At 71.5% G+C, this 19952-nt stretch carries 17 protein-coding genes and 1 pseudogene; 13 read left to right on the top strand and 5 right to left on the bottom strand.

Features of this window, described 5'->3' with window-relative positions; all coding sequences use genetic code 11:
- The first annotated feature begins 249 nt into the window (after window positions 1–249).
- Window positions 250–693, top strand: coding sequence for a hypothetical protein (locus ACIQ8J_RS20920; protein WP_403273568.1), 444 nt, complete (start codon window positions 250–252; stop codon window positions 691–693).
- 135 nt (window positions 694–828) lie between these two features.
- Here ACIQ8J_RS20920 and ACIQ8J_RS20915 read toward each other — a convergent pair whose 3' ends face one another.
- Genes ACIQ8J_RS20915 through ACIQ8J_RS20905 form a run of 3 tightly spaced genes read right to left on the bottom strand, consistent with a single transcriptional unit; the run spans window position 829 to window position 3123 of the window.
- Entirely contained in the window at window positions 829–2154 is a 1326-nt protein-coding gene (locus ACIQ8J_RS20915) for a DUF2993 domain-containing protein (protein WP_403273569.1), read from the bottom strand.
- Window positions 2155–2194: 40 nt separating this feature from the next.
- A complete protein-coding gene (locus ACIQ8J_RS20910; protein WP_403607912.1) occupies window positions 2195–2797 on the bottom strand; it encodes an erythromycin esterase family protein in 603 nt (200 codons plus the stop codon).
- The gene (locus ACIQ8J_RS20905) at window positions 2746–3123 is read right to left on the bottom strand and encodes an erythromycin esterase family protein (RefSeq protein ID WP_403273570.1); all 378 of its coding nucleotides are present in this window, start codon (window positions 3121–3123) and stop codon (window positions 2746–2748) included. The genes ACIQ8J_RS20910 and ACIQ8J_RS20905 overlap by 52 nt, the downstream gene beginning before the upstream one ends.
- Before the next feature lie 135 nt (window positions 3124–3258).
- Here ACIQ8J_RS20905 and ACIQ8J_RS20900 point away from each other — a divergent pair.
- A pseudogene (locus ACIQ8J_RS20900) lies at window positions 3259–3561 on the top strand (redoxin domain-containing protein); the annotation flags it as partial.
- Window positions 3562–3882: 321 nt separating this feature from the next.
- Window positions 3883–4398, top strand: coding sequence for an RICIN domain-containing protein (locus tag ACIQ8J_RS20895; protein WP_403273571.1), 516 nt, complete (start codon window positions 3883–3885; stop codon window positions 4396–4398).
- An 83-nt stretch (window positions 4399–4481) separates the two neighbouring features.
- Here the strand turns inward: ACIQ8J_RS20895 and ACIQ8J_RS20890 are convergent, their stop codons facing one another.
- Window positions 4482–5357, bottom strand: a complete 876-nt coding sequence (locus ACIQ8J_RS20890) for a LysR family transcriptional regulator (protein ID WP_403607906.1) — start codon at window positions 5355–5357, stop codon at window positions 4482–4484.
- Window positions 5358–5535: 178 nt separating this feature from the next.
- Between ACIQ8J_RS20890 and ACIQ8J_RS20885 the strand changes: the two genes are divergently transcribed.
- From ACIQ8J_RS20885 to ACIQ8J_RS20860, 6 genes are all read left to right on the top strand, one after another.
- A complete protein-coding gene (locus ACIQ8J_RS20885; protein WP_403607904.1) occupies window positions 5536–6654 on the top strand; it encodes a YbfB/YjiJ family MFS transporter in 1119 nt (372 codons plus the stop codon).
- A gap of 49 nt (window positions 6655–6703) precedes the next feature.
- Window positions 6704–7762: an NAD(P)H-dependent flavin oxidoreductase gene (locus ACIQ8J_RS20880; RefSeq protein WP_403273575.1), complete on the top strand. Its 1059-nt coding sequence runs from the start codon at window positions 6704–6706 to the stop codon at window positions 7760–7762.
- A 41-nt stretch (window positions 7763–7803) separates the two neighbouring features.
- Window positions 7804–9810: an FAD/NAD(P)-binding protein gene (locus ACIQ8J_RS20875; RefSeq protein WP_403273577.1), complete on the top strand. Its 2007-nt coding sequence runs from the start codon at window positions 7804–7806 to the stop codon at window positions 9808–9810.
- Window positions 9811–9850: 40 nt separating this feature from the next.
- Window positions 9851–10282, top strand: coding sequence for a carboxymuconolactone decarboxylase family protein (locus ACIQ8J_RS20870; RefSeq protein ID WP_403273578.1), 432 nt, complete (start codon window positions 9851–9853; stop codon window positions 10280–10282).
- Between the two features lie 380 nt (window positions 10283–10662).
- Window positions 10663–11478: a RimK family alpha-L-glutamate ligase gene (locus tag ACIQ8J_RS20865; protein ID WP_403273579.1), complete on the top strand. Its 816-nt coding sequence runs from the start codon at window positions 10663–10665 to the stop codon at window positions 11476–11478.
- On the top strand, window positions 11475–12776 hold the full coding sequence (locus ACIQ8J_RS20860) for an MFS transporter (protein ID WP_403273581.1): 1302 nt from the start codon (window positions 11475–11477) through the stop codon (window positions 12774–12776). Before ACIQ8J_RS20865 ends, ACIQ8J_RS20860 begins: the two co-directional genes overlap by 4 nt.
- An 84-nt stretch (window positions 12777–12860) precedes the next feature.
- On the opposite strand, the gene ACIQ8J_RS20855 is transcribed toward ACIQ8J_RS20860, so the two are convergent.
- Window positions 12861–13925 (bottom strand): DUF5954 family protein, encoded by a 1065-nt coding sequence (locus tag ACIQ8J_RS20855; RefSeq protein ID WP_403273582.1) that lies wholly within the window; start codon window positions 13923–13925, stop codon window positions 12861–12863.
- A 542-nt stretch (window positions 13926–14467) separates the two neighbouring features.
- On the opposite strand from ACIQ8J_RS20855, the gene ACIQ8J_RS20850 reads away from it, so the two are divergent.
- The 4 genes from ACIQ8J_RS20850 to ACIQ8J_RS20835 are packed head-to-tail and all read left to right on the top strand — an operon-like array spanning window position 14468 to window position 19927.
- Window positions 14468–15484, top strand: coding sequence for a LacI family DNA-binding transcriptional regulator (locus ACIQ8J_RS20850; RefSeq protein WP_403273584.1), 1017 nt, complete (start codon window positions 14468–14470; stop codon window positions 15482–15484).
- Entirely contained in the window at window positions 15481–17040 is a 1560-nt protein-coding gene (locus ACIQ8J_RS20845; RefSeq protein ID WP_403273586.1) for a sugar ABC transporter ATP-binding protein, read from the top strand. Before ACIQ8J_RS20850 ends, ACIQ8J_RS20845 begins: the two co-directional genes overlap by 4 nt.
- A complete protein-coding gene (locus ACIQ8J_RS20840) occupies window positions 17030–18976 on the top strand; it encodes a substrate-binding domain-containing protein (protein ID WP_403273587.1) in 1947 nt (648 codons plus the stop codon). Before ACIQ8J_RS20845 ends, ACIQ8J_RS20840 begins: the two co-directional genes overlap by 11 nt.
- Before the next feature lie 45 nt (window positions 18977–19021).
- Complete coding sequence (locus ACIQ8J_RS20835; protein WP_403273589.1) at window positions 19022–19927, top strand: ribokinase; 906 nt, start codon at window positions 19022–19024, stop codon at window positions 19925–19927.
- Window positions 19928–19952: the final 25 nt, after the last annotated feature.

Here is a 19952-nt window from a genome sequence, read left to right as displayed (position 1 = left end):
ATGGGTGCGGGGTACGGCAAACTCGCTGTCCGCTACGAGGCCACACCGACCGGCTCAGCCATCAGCGAGTGGCTGTGACCAGCACATTCGATACATGCCCTGGCTGCGAAGGGCCGCCTGGGCGAGCCGAGTGGCATCCACGCCATGCTCCTGACGTAACGTCAACTGCCCATTATTACCGCCCACATGAAAGCCGTGATGGGAGGGGGCGATAAAGGGGTGGCGGGGCCGTGTGTCAGGGTGATCTGCATGGTTCTTCTCGATCAGGCACCGGAATACATCGCCCATCAGGGCCCCTCCCGTCGGAACCTCCTGATAGCCCTGGCTGTCGGGATCCTGGTCTGTCTCGGCATCGGGGCCGTCGCCGTCTCGGCCTTCAACGACAAGCCGCTCTTCCACGACCAAGTCGCCTACGAGGGCGGTTATGTCGTCGCCCTGGCCGGAATGAAGGCCGACCCGACCGGACGCACTCAGCAGTTCCTCAAGGCCGGGGGCTGCGAGCAGTGGCGCACCGAACAGGGCGGCGCCAAGGCCAAGGCCTCGCCCGAGCGCTGGCTCACCGGCTGCCTCGACGCGGCCGAGGACGGCGACTGCCGGGACGGCCAACAGGCCGCCAAGCCCCGGGGATCGGCCGGGATCCGGGGCCTGGTCTGTCGCCCGAAGAGCGCCGCGCCGGTCGGTGCCGCGCAATAGCCGATCGCATCGGCGGACAACGCCGGGCGCCCTTCGCGGCACGAGTGGACTCCACTCCACCTGCCCATGGCCTGAACGCGTCCGCTGGATTCGTCGGCCGAGTGCCGAGGTTCTCGTGGCGCAACAGGAGAAGCCCTAGCGGTCCTTGCCCACCGCGAGTTCCGTCCCGGAGATGGTCGCCACGATGCCGTTCTTCTCCACGCGTACACCTCGCAGGCGCAGGTCCTGTGCCTCCTTGGGCAGCGTGAAGGAGAAGGACAGGCGGTCGGACAGCTCCGGGGGGCGCATGGCGAGCAGGCCGGTGATCAGTTTCGGGTCGATGCCGATCTTCGACAACAGCCAGGGGTGGTCCGCCACGACGTCCACGAGATTGACGCCCATCAGCTGCTCGACGAACCGGGGCGTGCCCACCAGTTGGTGGAGCTTCTCGTCGCTGTGCAGGGCCAGCTCGACGTCCTTGTCCGGCACTCCGAGCCGCTTCACCACGGCGGGTACCGAAAGCAGCGCCTTCATGCGTGCCGTGTCCCGGCTGATGAGTTCGGCGGTCTCGCGGTGCAGCGTCAGGCCCCTGTCCCGGCCCGGCCGGTAGGTGGCGATGCCGGGCATGTCGAGGCTCATGCCGTCGATGTCCGTGGACAGGCCGCGGGTGCCGTCGAGCCGCAACTGGGCCTCCGCGCTGACGCGGAGTTCCTGCCCGGCGATGGTCAGCTTGCCGTCCGCGCCGACCGCGTTGTCGCTCCGGCGGCTGAACTTGACCTGGGAGGCGGCGAGTTCACGGTTCATGTCGTCGAAGGAGAGCGTGATCTCGCCGTCCAGATTGCCGATGACCGCGCTTCGTATGTCGCTCGGCAGGTCGCCCGTCAACGCGATGTCGTGTGCGCTGGCCCGTACCTTCGCGAGGGACACGCGGTCCGCGGGCACGTGGGGCACGGTGACGTCCACGCGCTGCAGGTGCTTGTCCAGGACCTGGGTGAGGAAGGGGAACCCGTGGATGTCCACCTGGGGCGCGGCCGCCAGGTGGAGCTCGTTCTGGAGCGCCTGCTGGGCCTTCTTCTCCGCGTACATCGCCGCGCACCGGTCCGCGAGGACCAGGAACCCCGCGCACACGACCAGGGCGGACAGCAGCTTGGCCACGCGGGGCAGGGCGGCGAACGGGCTCCTGCGGCGTCGTCGACCGCGCCTGGCGCGGCGGCCGTTCGCCACCCGCCGATGGTCGGGCGGGGACGAGAAGAAGTCCCCGTCGAGCTCGGTGTCCATGGAGCCGAGGTGGGGGTGGGTGTACGCGAGGTCGGGGGAGGCCGGTGGCCCCGGCGGTACTGCTCCCGGTATCTCCTGAGTTATGGAGCCGGGGCCGGCCCAGGAGTCGTCGGCCGGGTGGGGGTCGGGCTCGGGGTCTGCCAGGGCCGCCAGTTCGTCATAGGGGTTGCGGTAGCGAGGGTGCATGCGTATGGGGGTTCGCATCACCTCATCCCACCACACGTGATCCACTCGTACGCAACCGCTACCGGCGGTACGTCCGAAATGGCCCGCACCTTGACGCCCGCGCCCCCTGGCACAGGGCGCAAGCGTGGCGAACAACACGTCGGTCGGCGGACCGGACCTGATGTGCTGCCGGCCCGCCGCCCGGGCAGCTCCTGGTGAAGCGATGTGGCAGCGGGGCGGGCTCTGATGAGTCCGCGGTGTGCCCGGCGGTGCTGGTCAGGGCAAGGGCGAAATGCTCCTCGCCCAGGGCGCTGTGCAGGTGCTGCCCCATCGGCAGCGACGTGAGGCGAGCGTTGAAGGAGATCGGAGACTTCAGGATGTGGGCGTTGTGAGCCGCCAGTACGACGCGGGTGTCAGCTCCGCGGTGCTCCAGGTGCCACAGGAGCGATTCGGCCATGGACTGGTCCCGGGCCGAGGGGTCGGCGGTGAGGCCGCGTCCGGCGAAGAGGTCGGCCATGGCGCGGAAGGAGTAGTCCGCGTGACATGCGACTTCGAGGCGGCGCACCGCGATGTCGTAACGGCGCTGGTCGCCACGGGAGACGTAGAGCGGTTTGACGGAGCGGAATCGGATCAGCAGGCGCGCCAGGAGCGCGCTGAGGGCGTCCTGTTCGGCGGCGTCCAGGCGGGCCCACCTCGGCGCGGCTGCGGCCGCGGAGGACCGGCGAACGATTCGGTGATCCGCATGGCGTCCCGGATGGCGGGCAGGGACTCGGAGTCGATCTGGCGCAGATGGTCGGCGACCGGAGCCAGGGCGGGGAGCAGGGAGCCGCCCGCCGCGGGGATGTCGATTCCGGCGAAGTGCACCGGCTGGGCGGCGGTGCGGTTGTACCGGCGCATCCAGCGCAGGGGTTCGTCGACACCCACGGGGATGGCCGAGGCGGGCGCCAGGCGTGGTTGCTTCGCCAGTTCGGCTGCGGCCTTCACGAGGTCGTCGATGCTGCCGGACATGATGGTGCGGATGTGGTCGGTGATGCTGGAGCGGCCAGTCCCACCACGCCGCAGCCAGGAGTCGGTCGATGTCCGCCGAGGACCGGGTCCGCCGCCAGCCACGGCCGGTCGGTGAAGGCGTAGTCGCGGAGCTCCGACGAGTCACTCACCCTCAGCGAGAAGCACGGCCTCGCCTTCGCGGTGCTGAGCGACCTCGGCTCGGAAACCGCCAGGCGGTACGGCCTCGCCTTCGACCTCAGCGATGAACTCGCTGCTGTCTACGACAAGTTCGGCTTCGACCTCCAGCGCGTCAACGGCGGCCACCCCCGCACACTGCCGCTGCCCGCAACGTACGTCATCGACCGCGATGCCACCATCCGCTGGTCCTTCGTGGACACCGGCTACGTCACCCGCGCCGAACCGGCCGACATCCTGACCGCGCTCGACGCACTGAGGTGACGGATTTCGCGGACTGGCGGCACGAGGCCGGTACTCGTTGGTGCGGAACCGCACCACTCCGACAAGAGCGGTAGTGACTCGGCGTGTTCGCAACCGGTGACGGCGCGGCCCACGAGGCGTCCCGGAGATGTCCCAAGGTGCTGGTCAGGAGGTTGGGATGCAGTGGGGACGTCCCAGCGAGCTCGCAATGCGTGAGCGGGCAGGTCTGCGCGCTACGTTCTTGCAGCACCGGATCCCGTCGGCGTGCAACAGATCTGATCGTTGCCATTTCCGCCTGCGCTTGTCCGGGCAACCACCTCTATTCCAAGAAATGGTCTCCCCATGTTGAAGACGTCCATGTCCAAGAAGCGCATCACTACGTACCTGGCCGCCGCCGCTGTGGCGCCCGTTCTGATTCTTTCGACCTCGGGGAGCGCCTTTGCCGATAGCCAGGTTCACTGGCGGAACGGGAAGACGGGTGGCTGCCTGATCACCGAGGCAACCGTTGGCGCGGAGCACAGCGTCAGCACGGACGCTCCGGGTCTTGTCCACTGTTTCGACCCGATCGGTCACCTCAAGAGCGACTGGTACGACGGCCAGGACAACCTGCAGGACTCCAATGGCGCCTGGACCGAGAAGGCGGACAACGGTGAGTGCCTCACGGCCTACTGGCAGGGCCAGGTCTACACCGAGCCGTGCTCCAGCCCGGCCAACTACTACGAGCAGTGGTACGAGAAGTGGAACGGCAACGGCTTCAACCTGGTGAACCGGGAGACCGGCCAGTGCCTTGACAGCAACTCCGGCGGCGACGTGTACACCCTTGCCTGCAATGGCGGTCAGTACCAGGTCTGGAAGTAACGCCTGCGCCGACGGACGCCAAGCCACTTCCGCTTGGCGTCCGTCGCCACGGCAAGCCCTCCCCACCCTTTTTCCTCGCCGAGTCAGTCTGTTGGGTCGCTGCGCGGGGAACCCGGGGGTGCCTCGGTCGTCGCTGCCTCGATGAAGGCGCGTACGAGGGGGTGGCGGCTGGTGGGGGAGTAGATGAGGTGGACGGGGATCGGGGGCGCCTCGTCGATCGGCAGGAAGCGGATCCACGAGTGCGGACTGCGGCGTACGGCGCTGTCCGGGACGACGCCCACGCCGCGGGCGGCGGCGACGAGTTCGAGCCACTCGTCGTAGTTTCCGCAGGTCACGACGGATTGGGGACCTTGGCCGTCCGCCCAGTCCGCCGGTGTGGTGGAGCCGTTGACCGTGTTCACCACGAGCGGCCAGTCCCGGAACTCGTGCCAGCCAAGCCGGTCCCGCTCGGCGAGCGGCGACGCGGTGGAGACGGCGGCGACGCGGCGCTCCTCAAGGAAGGGGACCGATATGACGTTCCCCCCGGGCGGGGCGCCCCGCATCACGGCGACGTCCACCTCGCCCAGGTCGATGGCCGCCGCCGGGTTGTCGAGGCGCTGGAGCTCGACGGTGCCGCGGGTGCCGCTCTCGAAGCGGGCGATGGCGCGCTGCGTCCACGGGTCGGGCAGCAGCCAGGAGAAGCCGAGCCGGACCGTGCCGCTGTCGCGGATCGCGTTCAGCGTGCCGTCGAGCGCGGGGATCAGCCGCCCCAGCCGTTCCTGGGCGTACTCACCGGCCGGCGTGAGGGTGACCGAGCGCGAGGTGCGGTGGATGAGACGGGTGCCGAGCGCCCCCTCCAGGCGCTGAATGGAACGGGACAACGAGGGCTGCGTCACATGAAGTTCACTTGCCGCCCGGGTGAAAGAAGCGTGCCGGGCCACGGCTAAGAAGGCGCGCAGGTGCCTGAGTTCAACATCCATGTCCGCACAGCATAGATGCGCTTTCGAAGGCATTTCCGCCCGGTATGTTCGGCGTGCTTGACTCCATTCCCGTAGGACGCCCAACTACGGGGGGTTTGCCCGCATGTCAGTGGATCAGACGGAGCAGTTGAGACGGAGCCGCGAGGCGCGAGCCGAACAGCCTCGGGGACACCGGGGAGTGGTGCTGCGCAGTGCGCTGGCGATGGCCGTGGCCATGGGGGTGGGGCGGTTCGTCTTCACGCCGATCCTGCCGATGATGGAGCACCAGGCCCAGGTCACCGCCTCCGACGGAGCGTCCATCGCCACCGCGAACTACCTCGGCTATCTCCTCGGCGCGCTCGCCGCGGGATTCATACCGGCACTGATACGTTCCCGGGCCACCCTGCCGCTCTGCCTCGCGGCGCTGGTGGCCACGCTGGCCGCCATGCCGCTGTCCACGGCGGTGCCGGTGTGGCTGGTCCTGCGGTTCGTCGCCGGAGCCGCCAGCGCCCTCGTCTTCGTCGGCACCGCGCGCAGCGCCCAGTCCGCACTGCGCGACCGCCCTCAGCTCATCGGCTGGGTCTACGGCGGTGTCGGCGCGGGCATCGCCGTCACCGGCTTGGCGGTCCTCTTCATCAACCGGACCGGTACCTGGCGGGAGGCATGGTGGGTGGCCGCCGCCGTCTCCGCCGCGACCGCCCTGTTCATCGCCCGCGAGCCCCGTTCCGGGGCGCCGGCCGCCTCCGGTCCCGCCGCAGGTCAGGACCCCGCCCGGGGCCCGCTGGCCTGGCTCTCCGTCAGCTACTTCCTGGAGGGCGTCGGTTACATCGTCGCCGCCACCTTCCTGGTGGCCGCCCTCTCCGCCGACACGGCCCCGTCGTGGCTCGGCACCGGCGCCTGGGTGATCGTCGGCCTGGCCGCCCTCCCCTCCTGCGTCCTGTGGACGGCGCTCAGCCTGCGCATCCCGCGCACCGTGCTGCTCCCCGCCGCCCTGGCGGTCCAGGCCGGGGCAGTCGCGCTGCCGGCCGTCCTCGGCGGCACGGGCCCGGCCGTCGTCTCGGCCATCTGCTTCGGCGGTACGTTCATGGCCATCACCCAGCTGTCGCTCGCCACCGGCACGGCCCTGGGCACGCCTCGCACCGTGGCCCTGCTCACCGCCGGATACGGACTGGGACAGGTCGTGGGCCCGCTCGCCGTCCAGCCGGTTCTCTCGCACGGCTACCGCCCGGCCCTCGCCATCAGCGGAGCGGTGCTCCTCGCCGCCGCCCTGTGTGCCGCGCCCCTCATGCGCCGCACGGCCAGACCCGCGCAGGCCTGACGGCCGCGCCGCTCTTCGCGACCCCCCCCGACACCCTGGAGAAGTCCGCATGTTCTTCCACTTCGACCAGTTGACCGTACCGATCGTCCAGTCGCCCATGGCGGGCGGCGCTTCCACCCCCGAGCTGGTCGCCGCCGTCAACAGCGCCGGGGCCATGGGATTCCTGGCCGCGGGCTACCGCACCGCGGAGGGCATGCGGCAGCAGCTCGCCCGCACCCGTGAGCTGACCTCGCGGCCGTTCGGCGTCAACCTCTTCGTGCCGGGCGCGCCGGATCCGGGCGCCGCCGAGGCCGTCGGCGAGTACCGCGATGAACTGCGCGCAGAGGCGGACCGGTTCGGCCTCACGCTCCCCGTACCCGACGACGTACCCGACGACGACGCGTGGGACGCAAAGATCGAGGCACTGCTGCGCGAGCCCGCGCCGGTCGTCTCCTTCACCTTCGGGCTGCCCTCGCCCGGTGTCGTCGAGGCCCTGCGCCGCGCGGGCAGCCACACCGTGGCCACCGTCACCACGGTCGCCGAGGCCGAGGCGGCACAGGCCGCTGGTGTGGACTCGCTCTGCGTCCAGGGGCCTCAGGCCGGCGGCCACCGCGCCACGCACGACATCGCGGCGCAGCCGGAGAACATGCCCCTTCTCGATCTGCTGGCTTCGGTGCGCGAACGCGTACGGCTGCCGCTCATCGCCGCCGGGGGGCTCGGCACCGGCGAGGACGTCGCCGCCGTCCTGCGCGCCGGAGCCTGCGCGGCCCAGCTCGGCACCCTCTACCTGCGCGCCGACGAATCGGGCGCCTCGCAGACGCACCAGGACGCCCTCGTCGACGAGCGCTTCGACGCGACGGCCGTCACCCGGGCGTTCTCGGGGCGCCCGGCCCGGGGGCTGCGCAACCACTTCATCGACGCGTACGACGCCGCGGCGCCCAGCGCGTACCCGCAGGTGCACCACCTGACCCGCGGTCTGCGCGCGGCCGCCGCCGAGGCGGGGGACGCCGAGCGGCTCCACCTGTGGGCCGGTGCGAGCCACCGCCTCGCACGCCGCGCGCCGGCCGCCGAGATCACCCGCACCCTCTGGGAGGAGAGCCGCGCCGCCCAGCTCTCCGCACCCGCCTGAGCCCGCTCACCACCCGCAGTCCTCACAGGGAGAAACCCCGCATGTCCCACACCCCCGTCCACGCCGGTCCCCAGCCGCTCGCCGCCGTCCCCGACGTCACCCTCGCCATAGTCGGGCTCGGCCCGCGCGGGTTATCCGTTCTGGAACGCGTGATGGAGAACGCCCGCGCCAACCCCGGGCGCACCGTGCTCGTCCACGCCATCGACTCCCACGCACCGGGCTCCGGAAACGTGTGGAGACCGACCCAGTCCAGGCACCTCCTCATGAACACCGTGGCCTCCCAGGTCACGATGTACACCGACCCGAGCGTCAGCTGCCGCGGCCCGATCGTGCCGGGTCCGAGCCTGTACGAATGGCTGCGCGAGCTGCCGCAGGACACCCTGGGCAGCCAGCTCGGGGACGAACTCGCCGAGCACGCCCGCACGTTGGGCCCGGACGACTACCCCAGCCGGGCCTTGTACGGCCACTACCTCCAGTGGGTGTTCGACCGGGCGATGACCGGCGCCCCGGCCGGGGTGACCGTACGGCTGCACATCTCGCGGGTCACCGGGGTCACCCCGCTGGCCGGCGAGCGCTACCAGATCGACCTGATCGACGAGCCCGAGCCGATCGTCGCGGACCGCACGGTGCTGGCCCTCGGCCATCTGCCGGGCGCGCTGCACAACAAGGAGCGGCTGATGCTCGTGTTCGCCGCCGAGCACGGGCTCCGCTACATCCCGCCGGCCAACCCGGCCGACGTCGACATCCGCGGTATCGAACCGGGCCGCGAAGTCATCATGCGCGGCCTCGGACTGAACTTCTTCGACTATCTGAGCCTGCTCACCGAGGGCCGCGGCGGCCGCTTCGAGCGCCGCGACGGCCGCTTGGCGTACGTTCCGTCGGGGCAGGAGCCGCGGCTGTACGCGGGTTCGCGGCGGGGCATCCCGTACCACGCGCGCGGCGCCAACCAGAAGGGCGTCAGTGGCCGACACGAGCCGCGGTACCTCACCGCCGAGGCCATCGCGCAGCTCCAGCGGCACGCGGACACCACCGGCGGACTCGACTTCCTGCGGGACGTGTGGCCCCTGGTGACCCGTGAGGTGGAGCTGGCGTACTACACGACCCTGCTGCGGCAGCGCGGCCAGAGCACGGGCGCGGCCCGGCTCGCCGACGAACTGGCCGAGTGGCCCGATGCCCCGGGGCTGGCCGAGGTACTCGCCCGGCACGGCATCGCCGCAGGTGACCGGTGGTCCTGGGAGCGCATCGGGCAGCCCTGGCAGGGCGAACGGTTCGGCGACCACGGGGAGTTCACCACCTGGCTGCTCGGTCACCTCCGCGAGGACCTGGAGAACAGCCGCGGCGGCAACCTCGACAACCCCGTCAAGGCCGCCCTCGACGCGATGCGCGATCTGCGCAACGAGGTCCGCCAGGTCATCGACCACGGCCGGGTGGCCGCCGACTCCTACCGCGACCACGTCACCCGCTTCTACACCCCGCTCAACGGATTCGTCTCCATCGGCCCCCCGGCCAGCCGCATCGAGGAGATGACCGCCCTCATCGAGGCCGGTGTCCTCGACGTCCTCGGGCCCGACATCGAGATACGCGCCGACGAGTCCGGCCGGTTCGTGGCCCGCTCCCCGCTCGTTCCCGGCAGTCGCCGCGAGGCCACCGTGCTCATCGAGGCCCGGCTGCCCGCGGCCGGCATCGCGGGCGCCGACGATCCGCTGATCAGCCGCCTCGTGGACGAGGGCATCGCGCGGCGCCACGCCCTCACCAAGGCCGACGAGGAGCACCACACCGGCGCCCTGGAGGTGACCGACACCCCGTACCGGGTCATCGCGCGGGACGGGCGTCCGCACACCGGCCTGCACGCGTTCGGCGTCCCCACCGAAGGGGTGCACTGGGCGACCGCCGCGGGCATCCGCCCCGGCGTGGACTCGGTGATCCTCGGCGATGCCGACGCGATCGCCCGGGACCTGCTGGGCCTCGACGGCTCCGGACGCCCCGGCCCGACCCCGGCGGCCACCCCGTCCGGCGGCTGCGACAGACTCACCACGCAGTCCGCCTGACCTCCCGAAACCCCCAACTCCCGCCCTGTGAAAGGTCCTCATGCACCCGTCCGAACGTCACGCGGAGGGCGACAAGATCCGCCGCGAAGTGCTCGGCGACGAATACGTCAACACCATGCTGCGCGACTGGGATCCGGCCAAGCCGCTCCTTGAACTCGTCACCGAGTACTCCTGGGGCTTCACCTGGTCCCGCGAGGGACTCGACCGGCGCACCCGCAGCCTGCTCCTGGTGGCCCTGCTCACCGGCCTGAACCGCCCCGCCGAACTGAAGCTCCACATCGGGGGCGCGCTGCGCAACGGCTGCACCCCGGAGGAACTGGCCGAAGTGGCCCTGCAATGCGCCGTGTACGCGGGCGCCCCGGCCGGCATCGACACGATGAAGCTGATCCGCCAGGAAGTCGCCCGCTTCGAGCAGGACGAGGACGCCACTCCCGACGGGACCGCCCAGCCCAGCGGGCCGCACGCCGGCTGACCCGCCACCCAGGCCGACGAGCTGGTTCCGGACGACCACCCCGGGACCAGCTTGTTCATTCCCCGGCGAGGCAAATCCTGCCGGTTGCGGGCGTTGTCCACCTTCCCATGGGCAGCAGCCGGGGCCGATCGGGTGTGGCGGCGGACTGTCGTTCCGGGTTCCTGCCGTGCGGCGGGTGATGGTGGTCGGGGCGGGCGGAGCATCCGCTGCCCGGTGATCGACGGGAGTCCATGTCTGTGACGGATGTCGTGGGAAGCCGTACGTGTCTCGGGACTCGTACCGTCGAGTTCTGGTTCGTGCTGGGGGCGGGCGTTCACGGGCGACCGTTGACGGGGCGTCTGTCAGACGCGTTCGCCGGGGAGTTCGGGGACCGCTGCGCCGTGGTGGGCAGTGAGGAGCTGCTGCTGGGTGTGCGCGGGGGACGGCTGACCCTGCACGATCTGGACGGCTGCGAGCTGGCCGCGCCGAGAGTCGCGTACGCCAGGGTGTGGACTCCCGCGGTGAGCACGGATCGCGAGATCACGCTGCTGCGTCATCTGGAGGCGATGGGAACCGTCCTGCTGAACCCGGTCGACGCGGTGCTGGCCTGCCTCAACAAGTTCTGGCACCTTCAGCAGTTGGCGCTCGCGGGGCTCGCGGTGCCCGACACCCAGACCTATGCCAATGCCCCGCTGAATGCGGCCATCGGCACGGGGCTGCCGCAGCCGTGCGTGGTGAAGGCCGTGCGGGGGCACCGCGGCGAGCAGGTGTTCCTGGCCCCGGACACAGCCATGCTCCGGGGCATCCAGGGCAGCCTCGACCAGGATGCCCCGTACTTGTTCCAGGAGTACGTCGCGCACTCCCACGGGCGGGATCTGCGGGTCGTCGTCGTGGACGGCCGGGCGGTCGCGACGCAGGTCCGTACGGCGGTCGACGGGGACTTCCGCTCCAACCTGGCGCTGGGCGGGACGGCGACCCCGTGCGCCGGGCGCTACCCCCACGGTGAGGAACTCGCCATGCGCGCAGCCGACGTGCTGGGCCTGGGCATCGCGGGAGTCGACCTGCTCTTCACCCCGGGCGGCGGCTTCACCATCTGTGAGGTCAACGCCAACGTCGGCTGGCACGAACAGATGGACCACCGCATCACTCCCGCCCTGCTGGCCGCCTGCCACGCCCGCCTCAGCCGCACGGACCGGCCCGCACCGGTCGCCCGGTGACCACCAGCGAAGAGCCCGCGGAAAGCCCCGCCGTGAAGTGCCGCCGGCCGCTGCTGCGCAGCCCCAACTTCCGGCTCTTCGCACTCGGCCAGACGGCATCCAACACCGGTACGTGGATGCAGAAGGTGGCCCAGGACTGGCTTGCGCTGGAACTGTCCCACGGAGACGGCACCGTCCTGGGCATCATCACCGCCCTGCAGTTCCTGCCGCTCCTTCTGCTGGGCCCGTACGGCGGCGTCCTCGTGGACCGCTACTCCCGGCGTCGGACCCTGCTGGCCACCCAGTCGGTGATGGCGGTCCTCGCCCTCGTCCCCGCCGTCCTCGTCCTGACCGGAACGGCGCGGCTGGGCGCCCTCTACCTCCTGGCCCTGGCGCTCGGGCTCACCATGGTCGTCGAGAAACCGGCGCTGCAGGCGTTCATCGCGGAATCCGTCGAACCCACTCAGCTCGTCAGCGCACTTGCCTTCAACAGTACGGTCCTCAACCTCGCCCGCATGGCGGGGCCCGCGTTGGCCGGGCCCCTCATCGTCCTGTTCGGCCCCGGCCCCGCCTTCCTGGCCAACGCGCTGTCCTATGTGACGGTCGTCGTATGCCTGCGGCGCATGGACCCACGCGCCCTGCACCCGGCCCCGCCCGTCGCCCGCGCTGCGGGACAAGTACGGGCAGGACTGCGATACGTCGCCGGTCACCCCGACCTCGCCCGCACCCTCGCCCTCGTCGCGATCGTCGCCGCGTTCGGCATGAACTTCCAGATCACCACCGCGCTCATGGCCACCCAGGTCTACCAGGCCCCCGCATCCGCCTTCGGGCTCGGCAACACCGCGCTGGCCGCCGGCTCCGTGATCGGCTCGCTGCTCGCCGCGCGCCATCAGCGGACGAGCAGCCATCAACTGGCAGCCGCCGCCCTCACCTTCGGGCTGCTGGAGACCGCGAGCAGCTTCATGCCGGGCGAACTCAGCTTCCTGCTGCTGCTCGTACCCACCGGCATCGCGCTGCTGGTGTTCCTCACCGCGGCCAAGGCCCGGCTCCAACTGGGCGTCAGCGAGGACATGCGGGGCCGGGTGATGAGCCTCTACGTCCTCGCCTCCCTCGGCACCACACCCCTGGTCGCCCCCTGTATCGGATGGCTCGCCCAGACCGCGGGCCCGCGGGCCGCACTCGCCCTGGGCGGCGGGGTATCAGCCGCAGCGGCCATCACCGTCGGCCTGCTCCACCGGCGCCCCACCGGCACCCGCAAGCACCGCCCCGCGGCCGACGGAGCAGCGGCCCCCACTCGGGCGGCGAACGGGGCCGCCTGAAAGGCCTGCACGGAGTACGGTGACCTGCCGAAGAAGCGAGCGGCGAGCAGCGAAGAGCAGCGCCGGACAGCGTCTGACACACACTCAGACTTCGTCGTTCCCGTGGTCGTAGTGAATGTTGCCGTCCTCGTCGAGGATGGGGCGAATCCGCTCGGGAGGGTGGCTGTCGGTGTCGGACGGGCGTGGCCCCTCGGGCCCGTCAGGGCCCCAGCGCAGCAGTCGGCGGGCCCGGCAGATCCGGTGGACAGTGCCGCCGACCTCGACCTGATTGGCACGCTCGGCCCGGAGCCGGTCGGCGGAGCGGGCGTACTCGGCCAGCGCTCCAGCCGCAGGATCGGTGCCCTCGGCCGACACGGTACGGGCGTCGACCTCCCGGCCGTCGACATCCCAGGGAATCAGGCCCCGCTCGCGCGGCTGGAACCAGGTGAGGGCGAAGTCCAGCGTCTTGCGGGTTTCGTGCGCGCTGGCGTGCAGGCCACTGCCGATCTTCCACCCGGGACCGTTCCGCTCCACGACCCTGAACGCCGCAGGCAGCAGCATCACGTCGGGATGGGTCCCCACCGCCCGCCGGGAGTCACTGCGCACGTTCTCGGGGAACCGGGATCCGGCGTAGGCCAGACCACGCAGTGCCAGCCGTTCCGCGGCCTGAAGGGGCGTGACCGGTGCATCCGGGTCCAGCACCAGACCGTCGTCGATCCCCGGCTCCCGCGAGCCGCGGTCCCAGTTCGGAACGGCCGGCTCGGGGTCGGTCGGCCGGGGCTGCTCGATGCCGTCCCGCCCCATACCGGCGTACTCCTCGGCACGCACGATCCGGTAGCGGGTCTCCAGCACGGTGAGTTCATCAACGGGTTCGCTCTCCAGCCGGGCGACCGCGGCCAGCAGGGCACGCCGCTCCGCCCTGCTCTCTGCATCGTCCTTCGCCCGGAACCACAGGAATGAGCAGAGGCTGTCGCGGGCCTCCTGCGGACAGCCGGCCGCCACCGCGACCAGCACCCGCCACCCCGGTGCCTCCCCGACATCCTGCGCGGCCACCCCGAACAGCGGGCCCCGCACCAGCAGCGCCTCGACATCCAGCGCGGCGTCCAGTGCGTCGGCCTCCACGACCGCCTCCACCGGATCCTCCGGATACCGCACCACGATCCGTCGCATCCGAACCGGATCCACATCGCCATGACCCATGCCCTCATCCTGCCGACCCCAGCAGGCGCGCATCGCGGTTTTCCTGATTCCCACCCAGCTCGACGGTCTCCAGCAGGCGGCGCCGCGCCGCCTCGGCGCCTGATGGCCGACCGGAAGCAGCAGAAGGAGTGGAAGGCGGGGCGGGCGGCCGGAAAACCACATGCCCCGCGCCCGCCCCGCTCCCTGTACTCGCCATGCGACGCGCTGCCGAAGAACGAGCGCCGCGCACCTCATGTCCGGTGAATAGAAGGGGAGTTGGGCCATGTTCACGCGCCGCGCCGCGCCGCGCCGCGCCGCGCCGCCGCACCCGCTTCCCCGTCCCGGTACGACGTGATTCCGGTGTCTCCCCGCGCGCAGCGCCTCCCTCTGTCACGATCCGGTCTCGCTACCCCGTCCAGGTCTTGCCTCCCACCCGTGTAATCGATTCCAATGCCTGCGTGTAATCGATTCCACGCGCCGGGTGCGACCCGGTGGAATCGGCGGTCGAGGTTCCACGAGGAGGTGGTCCGGCGATGGCGGGCATCAAGGATGTCGCGGCCGAGGCGGGGGTGTCCGTCGCCACGGTGTCGCGGGTGCTCAACGGTCATCCGTCGGTCAGCGAGGCGGCGCGGGCCCGGGTGCTTGCGGCCGTCGACGCGCTCGGCTACCGGCCCAACGCAGTGGCCCGCTCGCTGCGTACGGACCAGACGCGCACGCTGGGCCTGGTCATCAGCGATGTGCTGAACCCGTACTTCACCGAGCTCGCGCGCTCCGTCGAGGAGGCGGCCCGAGCGCTCGGCTACAGCGTCATCATCGGCAACGCCGACGAGCGGCCCGAGCTCCAGGACCACCATGTGCGCACGCTCCTGGACCGGCGGATCGACGGGCTGCTCGTCTCGCCCACCGACGGCGGCTCGCCGCTCATGCTGGAGGCCGCGCGCGGCGGCACCCCCATGGTCTTCGTGGACCGGTGGATCCCCGGCATCGACGTTCCCGTGGTGCGCGCCGACGGGCGGGCCGCCATCGGTGACCTCGTCGCCCATCTGCACCGGCTCGGCCGCCGCAGGCTCGCCATCATCGCGGGCCCGGCGGCCACCACCACCGGCAGCGAGCGCGTCGAGGCGTTCCGCGCGGCGCTCGGCGCGTACGGAATCCCGCTCCCCGACCACTACGTGGGCCAGGGCGACTTCCAGGCGGCCAGCGGACGCCGGGCCACCGAGCGGTTCCTGGCCCTGCCCGAGCCGCCCGACGCCGTGTTCGCCGCCGACAACCTGATGACGCTCGGCGCCCTCGACGCCCTGCGCGCCCACGGACTGCGCATCGGACAGGACATCGCGCTCGCCGCCTTCGACGACATCCCGTGGTTCGTGCACACCGACCCTCCCATCACCGCGATCGCCCAGCCGACCGGCGAGCTCGGCCGGGCCGCCGTGCGCGCGCTCGCCGACCTCATCGAGGGCCGCGCCCCGCAGTCCGTCACCCTCCCCGCCCGTCTCGTCGTACGCGGCTCCTGCGGCGAGACCGCCCCGGGCCGGAGGAGCGACGCGTGAGCGAGCCGGAGGAACAACTCCTGGGAGATGCAGGCGAGTTGCTGCGCATCGAAGGCATCCGCAAGTCCTTCCCCGGCGTGGTCGCCCTCGACGGCGTCGACTTCGACCTGCGGCGCGGTGAAGTGCACGTCCTGCTCGGCGAGAACGGAGCCGGCAAGAGCACCCTCGTCAAGTTGCTGTCCGGCGCCCACCGGCCGGACAGCGGGCGCATCCTCGCCGAAGGACGTGAGGTGCGCATCCACAGCGCGCAGGACGCCGAGCGCCTGGGGATCGCCACGATCTACCAGGAGTTCAACCTGGTGCCCGAACTGACCGTCGCCGAGAACATCTTCCTCGGCCGCCAGCCCCGGCGCTTCGGGATGATCGACCGCCGGGCGATGGAGACAGCGGCCCAAGCGCTCCTCACGCGGGTCGGCGTCGACGTCTCGCCCAGGGCCAAGGTGCGCGAACTCGGCATCGCCCGGCTCCAGATGGTGGAGATAGCCAAGGCGCTCAGCCTGGACGCCCGCGTACTGATCATGGACGAGCCGACCGCCGTGCTCACCTCCGAGGAGGTGGACAAGCTCTTCCGGATCGTGCGCGGTCTGCGCGACGACGGTGTGGGCATCGTCTTCATCACCCACCACCTCGAAGAGATCGCGGCGCTCGGCGACCGGGTCACCGTGCTGCGCGACGGCCGCAGCGTCGACCAGGTGCCCGCCGCCACGGCCGAGGACGAGCTCGTACGACTGATGGTGGGCCGCAGCATCGAGCAGCAGTATCCGCGTGAACGCCCCGATCCCGGGCGGCAGTTGCTCCAGGTGCGCGGGCTGACCCGGCACGGCGTCTTCCACGACGTCAGCTTCGAGGTGCGGGCCGGAGAGGTGGTCGGCCTCGCCGGGCTCGTCGGTGCGGGCCGCACCGAGGTCGCCCGCGCGGTGTTCGGTGCCGACCCCTACGACGCGGGCTCCGTCCATGTGCGGGGCGCACATGTCGCCAAGGGCGATGTGAACGCCGCCATGGTGGCCGGGGTCGGTCTGGTGCCCGAGGACCGCAAGGGGCAGGGGCTTGTCCTGGACGCCTCCGTGCAGGAGAACCTCGGCCTGGTCACGCTGCGGTCCGCCACCCGCGCGGGACTGGTCGACCTCAAGGGGCAGCGCGCGGCCGCCGCCCGCATCGCCGGGCAGCTCGGCGTCCGCATGGCCGGACTCGACCAGCAGGTCCGCACCCTGTCCGGCGGCAACCAGCAGAAGGTCGTCATCGGCAAGTGGCTGCTCGCCGACAGCAAGGTCCTGATCCTCGACGAGCCGACCCGGGGCATCGACGTCGGGGCCAAGGTCGAGATCTACCAGCTCATCAACGAGCTCACGGCTTCCGGCCACGCCGTCCTGATGATCTCCAGCGATCTGCCCGAGGTGCTCGGCATGAGCGACCGGGTGCTCGTCATGGCCCAGGGCTGCATCGCCGGCGAACTCCCCGCGCACGAAGCCACCCAGGACGCCGTGATGGCCCTCGCCGTCAGCACCCCGCCCGCGACACACGACACAGAAGAAGTGGAGGGCTCCCGTGGCCACTGACACGCTCAACAACCGTACGGGCGCGAGCGGGGCCGCGGCCGTGCGCCGCCTGCTGCTCGACAACGGCGCGCTCAGTGCCCTGGTGGTGCTTCTGGTGGCGATGGCGCTGCTCTCCGGCGACTTCCTCACCACCCAGAACCTGCTGAACGTCGGCGTCCAGGCGGCGGTCACCGCGATCCTCGCGTTCGGCGTCACCTTCGTCATCGTCTCGGCCGGCATCGACCTGTCGGTGGGCTCGGTGGCCGCACTGTCGGCGACCGTGCTCGCCTGGTCGGCGACGTCCCAGGGCGTGCCGGTGTGGCTCGCCGTCCTGATGGCCGTCGCTACCGGCATCGCCTGTGGACTCGTCAACGGCGTGCTCGTCGCGTACGGCAAACTGCCGCCGTTCATCGCCACCCTGGCCATGCTGTCCGTCGGCCGCGGGCTGTCCCTGGTGATCTCCCAGGGCAGCCCCATCGCCTTCCCCGACTCGGTCGCCGTCCTCGGCGACACGCTCGGGGGCCGGCTGCCCGTGCCGGTCCTGGTGATGATCGCCGCCGGGCTCGTCACGGCGCTCGTCCTGTCCCGTACCTACCTCGGCCGCTCGATGTACGCGATCGGCGGCAACGAGGAGGCGGCCCGGCTCTCCGGGCTGCGGGTGAAGCGGCAGAAGCTCGCCATCTACGCGCTGTCCGGGCTCTTCGCCGCCGTCGCGGGCATCGTCCTCGCCGCCCGCCTGGTCTCCGCGCAGCCGCAGGCCGCGCAGGGGTACGAACTCGACGCGATCGCCGCGGTCGTCATCGGCGGGGCCAGCCTGTCGGGCGGCGTCGGCAAGGCGTCCGGCACCCTGATCGGCGCGCTCATCCTCGCGGTGCTCCGCAACGGGCTCAACCTCCTTTCCGTGTCGGCGTTCTGGCAGCAGGTCGTCATCGGCGTCGTGATCGCCCTCGCGGTCCTCCTCGACTCGCTGCGCCGCCGGGCCGGCGCCGCCCCGGGTGCCCCGTCGGGCCGGGCCGGGGTGTCGGGCCGCGGGCCGGGAGCGGTGAAACTCGCCGTCGCCGCGGTGTGCCTGGCGGCCGTCGTGGGCGGCGGGTACCTGCTGAACCCCGGCTCGTCCGGCACCACCACCAAGGTCGGCCTGTCGCTCTCCACCCTCAACAACCCCTTCTTCGTGCAGATGAAGGAGGGCGCGCAGGCGGAGGCCAAGGCCGAGGGCATCGACCTCACCGTCACCGACGCCCAGAACGACGCCTCCCAACAGGCCAACCAGATACAGAACTTCACCGGATCCGGCCTGAAGTCGATCATCGTCAACCCGGTGGACTCGGACGCGGTGGGGCCCGCCGTGCGCGCCGCCAACAAGGCGGACATCCCGGTGGTCGCCGCCGACCGCGGGGTCAACAAGGCGCAGACCGCGACGCTGGTCGCCTCCGACAACGCCGCCGGTGGCCGGCTCGCCGCACAGACGCTGGCCGAGAAGCTCGGCGGCAAGGGAAAGATCGTCATTCTGCAGGGCACCGCGGGCACCTCCGCCAGCCGGGAGCGCGGCGCGGGCTTCGCCGAAGGCCTCAAGGCGTACCCCGGCATCGAGGTCGTCGCCCGGCAGCCGGCCGACTTCGACCGCACCAAGGGCCTCGACGTGATGACCAACCTCCTCCAGTCCCACCCCGACGCCACCGGCGTCTTCGCCGAGAACGACGAGATGGCGCTCGGCGCAGTCAAGGCACTGGGCAGCCGGGCGGGCAGCTCCGTGGCCGTCGTCGGATTCGACGGAACTCCCGACGGAATCACGGCAGTTGGGGCGGGCACCCTCTACGCGTCGGTGGCCCAGCAGCCCAAGGAGCTCGGCCGGATGGCCGTGCGGAACGCCGTCCGGGCGGCCCAGGGCAAGAAGGCCGACAGCACGGTGATGGTGCCGGTCAAGGTCGTCACCCAGAAGAATGCCGCAAGCTTCTGACAAACCGTCAACAAGCCGCCGTCGTACGGAAAGCAGGAAGCACTCATGCACGACTACGGCCTCCTTGTCGTCGGGTCGGCCAATGCCGATCTGGTCGTCGGCGTCGAACGGCGGCCCGCGCCCGGCGAGACCGTGCTCGGCTCCGACCTCGCCGTCCACCCGGGCGGCAAGGGCGCGAACCAGGCGGTCGCCGCCGCCCGGCTCGGAGCGCGCACGGCCCTGCTCGCCAAGGTCGGCGACGACGACCACGGACGCCTGCTGCTCGCCTCGCTGCGCGAAGCCGGGGTCGACACCGACGCCGTCCTCGTGGACAGGACGCCCACCGGAGTCGCCCTGATCACCGTGGACCCCTCCGGTGACAACAGCATCGTCGTCTCCCCGGGCGCCAACGGGCGCCTCACCCCCGACGACATCCGCGCCGCCCGGGGGCTGTTCGCACGCGCCCCGGTCGTCTCGGTGCAACTGGAGATCCCCCTGGAGACCGTCACCGAAGTCGCGCGCGTCCTGGCGCCCCGCGCCCGGCTCGTGCTGAACCCCTCGCCGCCCGCGCCGCTGCCCGTCCAAGTCCTCGCGGTCTGCGACCCGTTGATCGTCAATGAGCACGAGGCCCGGTTCATTCTCGGCGCATCGGCGGGGGACACCCCAGGGGACTGGGCGCGGGCGCTGCGCGCGCTCGGCCCGCGCTCCGTGGTCGTCACCCTGGGCGAGTCCGGGGCGCTCGTCGCCGACGGGCGCGGGGACGACTGCGTACGGGTGCCGAGCCCGCGGGTCGAGGCGGTCGACACCACCGGCGCCGGCGACGCCTTCACCGCGGCGCTGGCCTGGCGCCTGGGCCTCGGCGAGGAACTCGCCGCGGCGGCCGCGTTCGCGGTGCGGGTCGGCGCGGCCGCTGTCACCAGAAGGGGTGCGCAGGAGTCCTACCCGACCGCCGACGAGGTCCCCGCGGGGTGAAGGCCCGCTGAGGGCTGTGACCCCC

The sequence above is a fragment of the Streptomyces sp. NPDC094147 genome, assembly GCF_044764265.1.
Lineage (GTDB): Bacteria > Actinomycetota > Actinomycetes > Streptomycetales > Streptomycetaceae > Streptomyces.
Note: the sequence above shows the minus strand (reverse complement) of the source record. Positions and strands in the feature narration are given on the sequence as shown.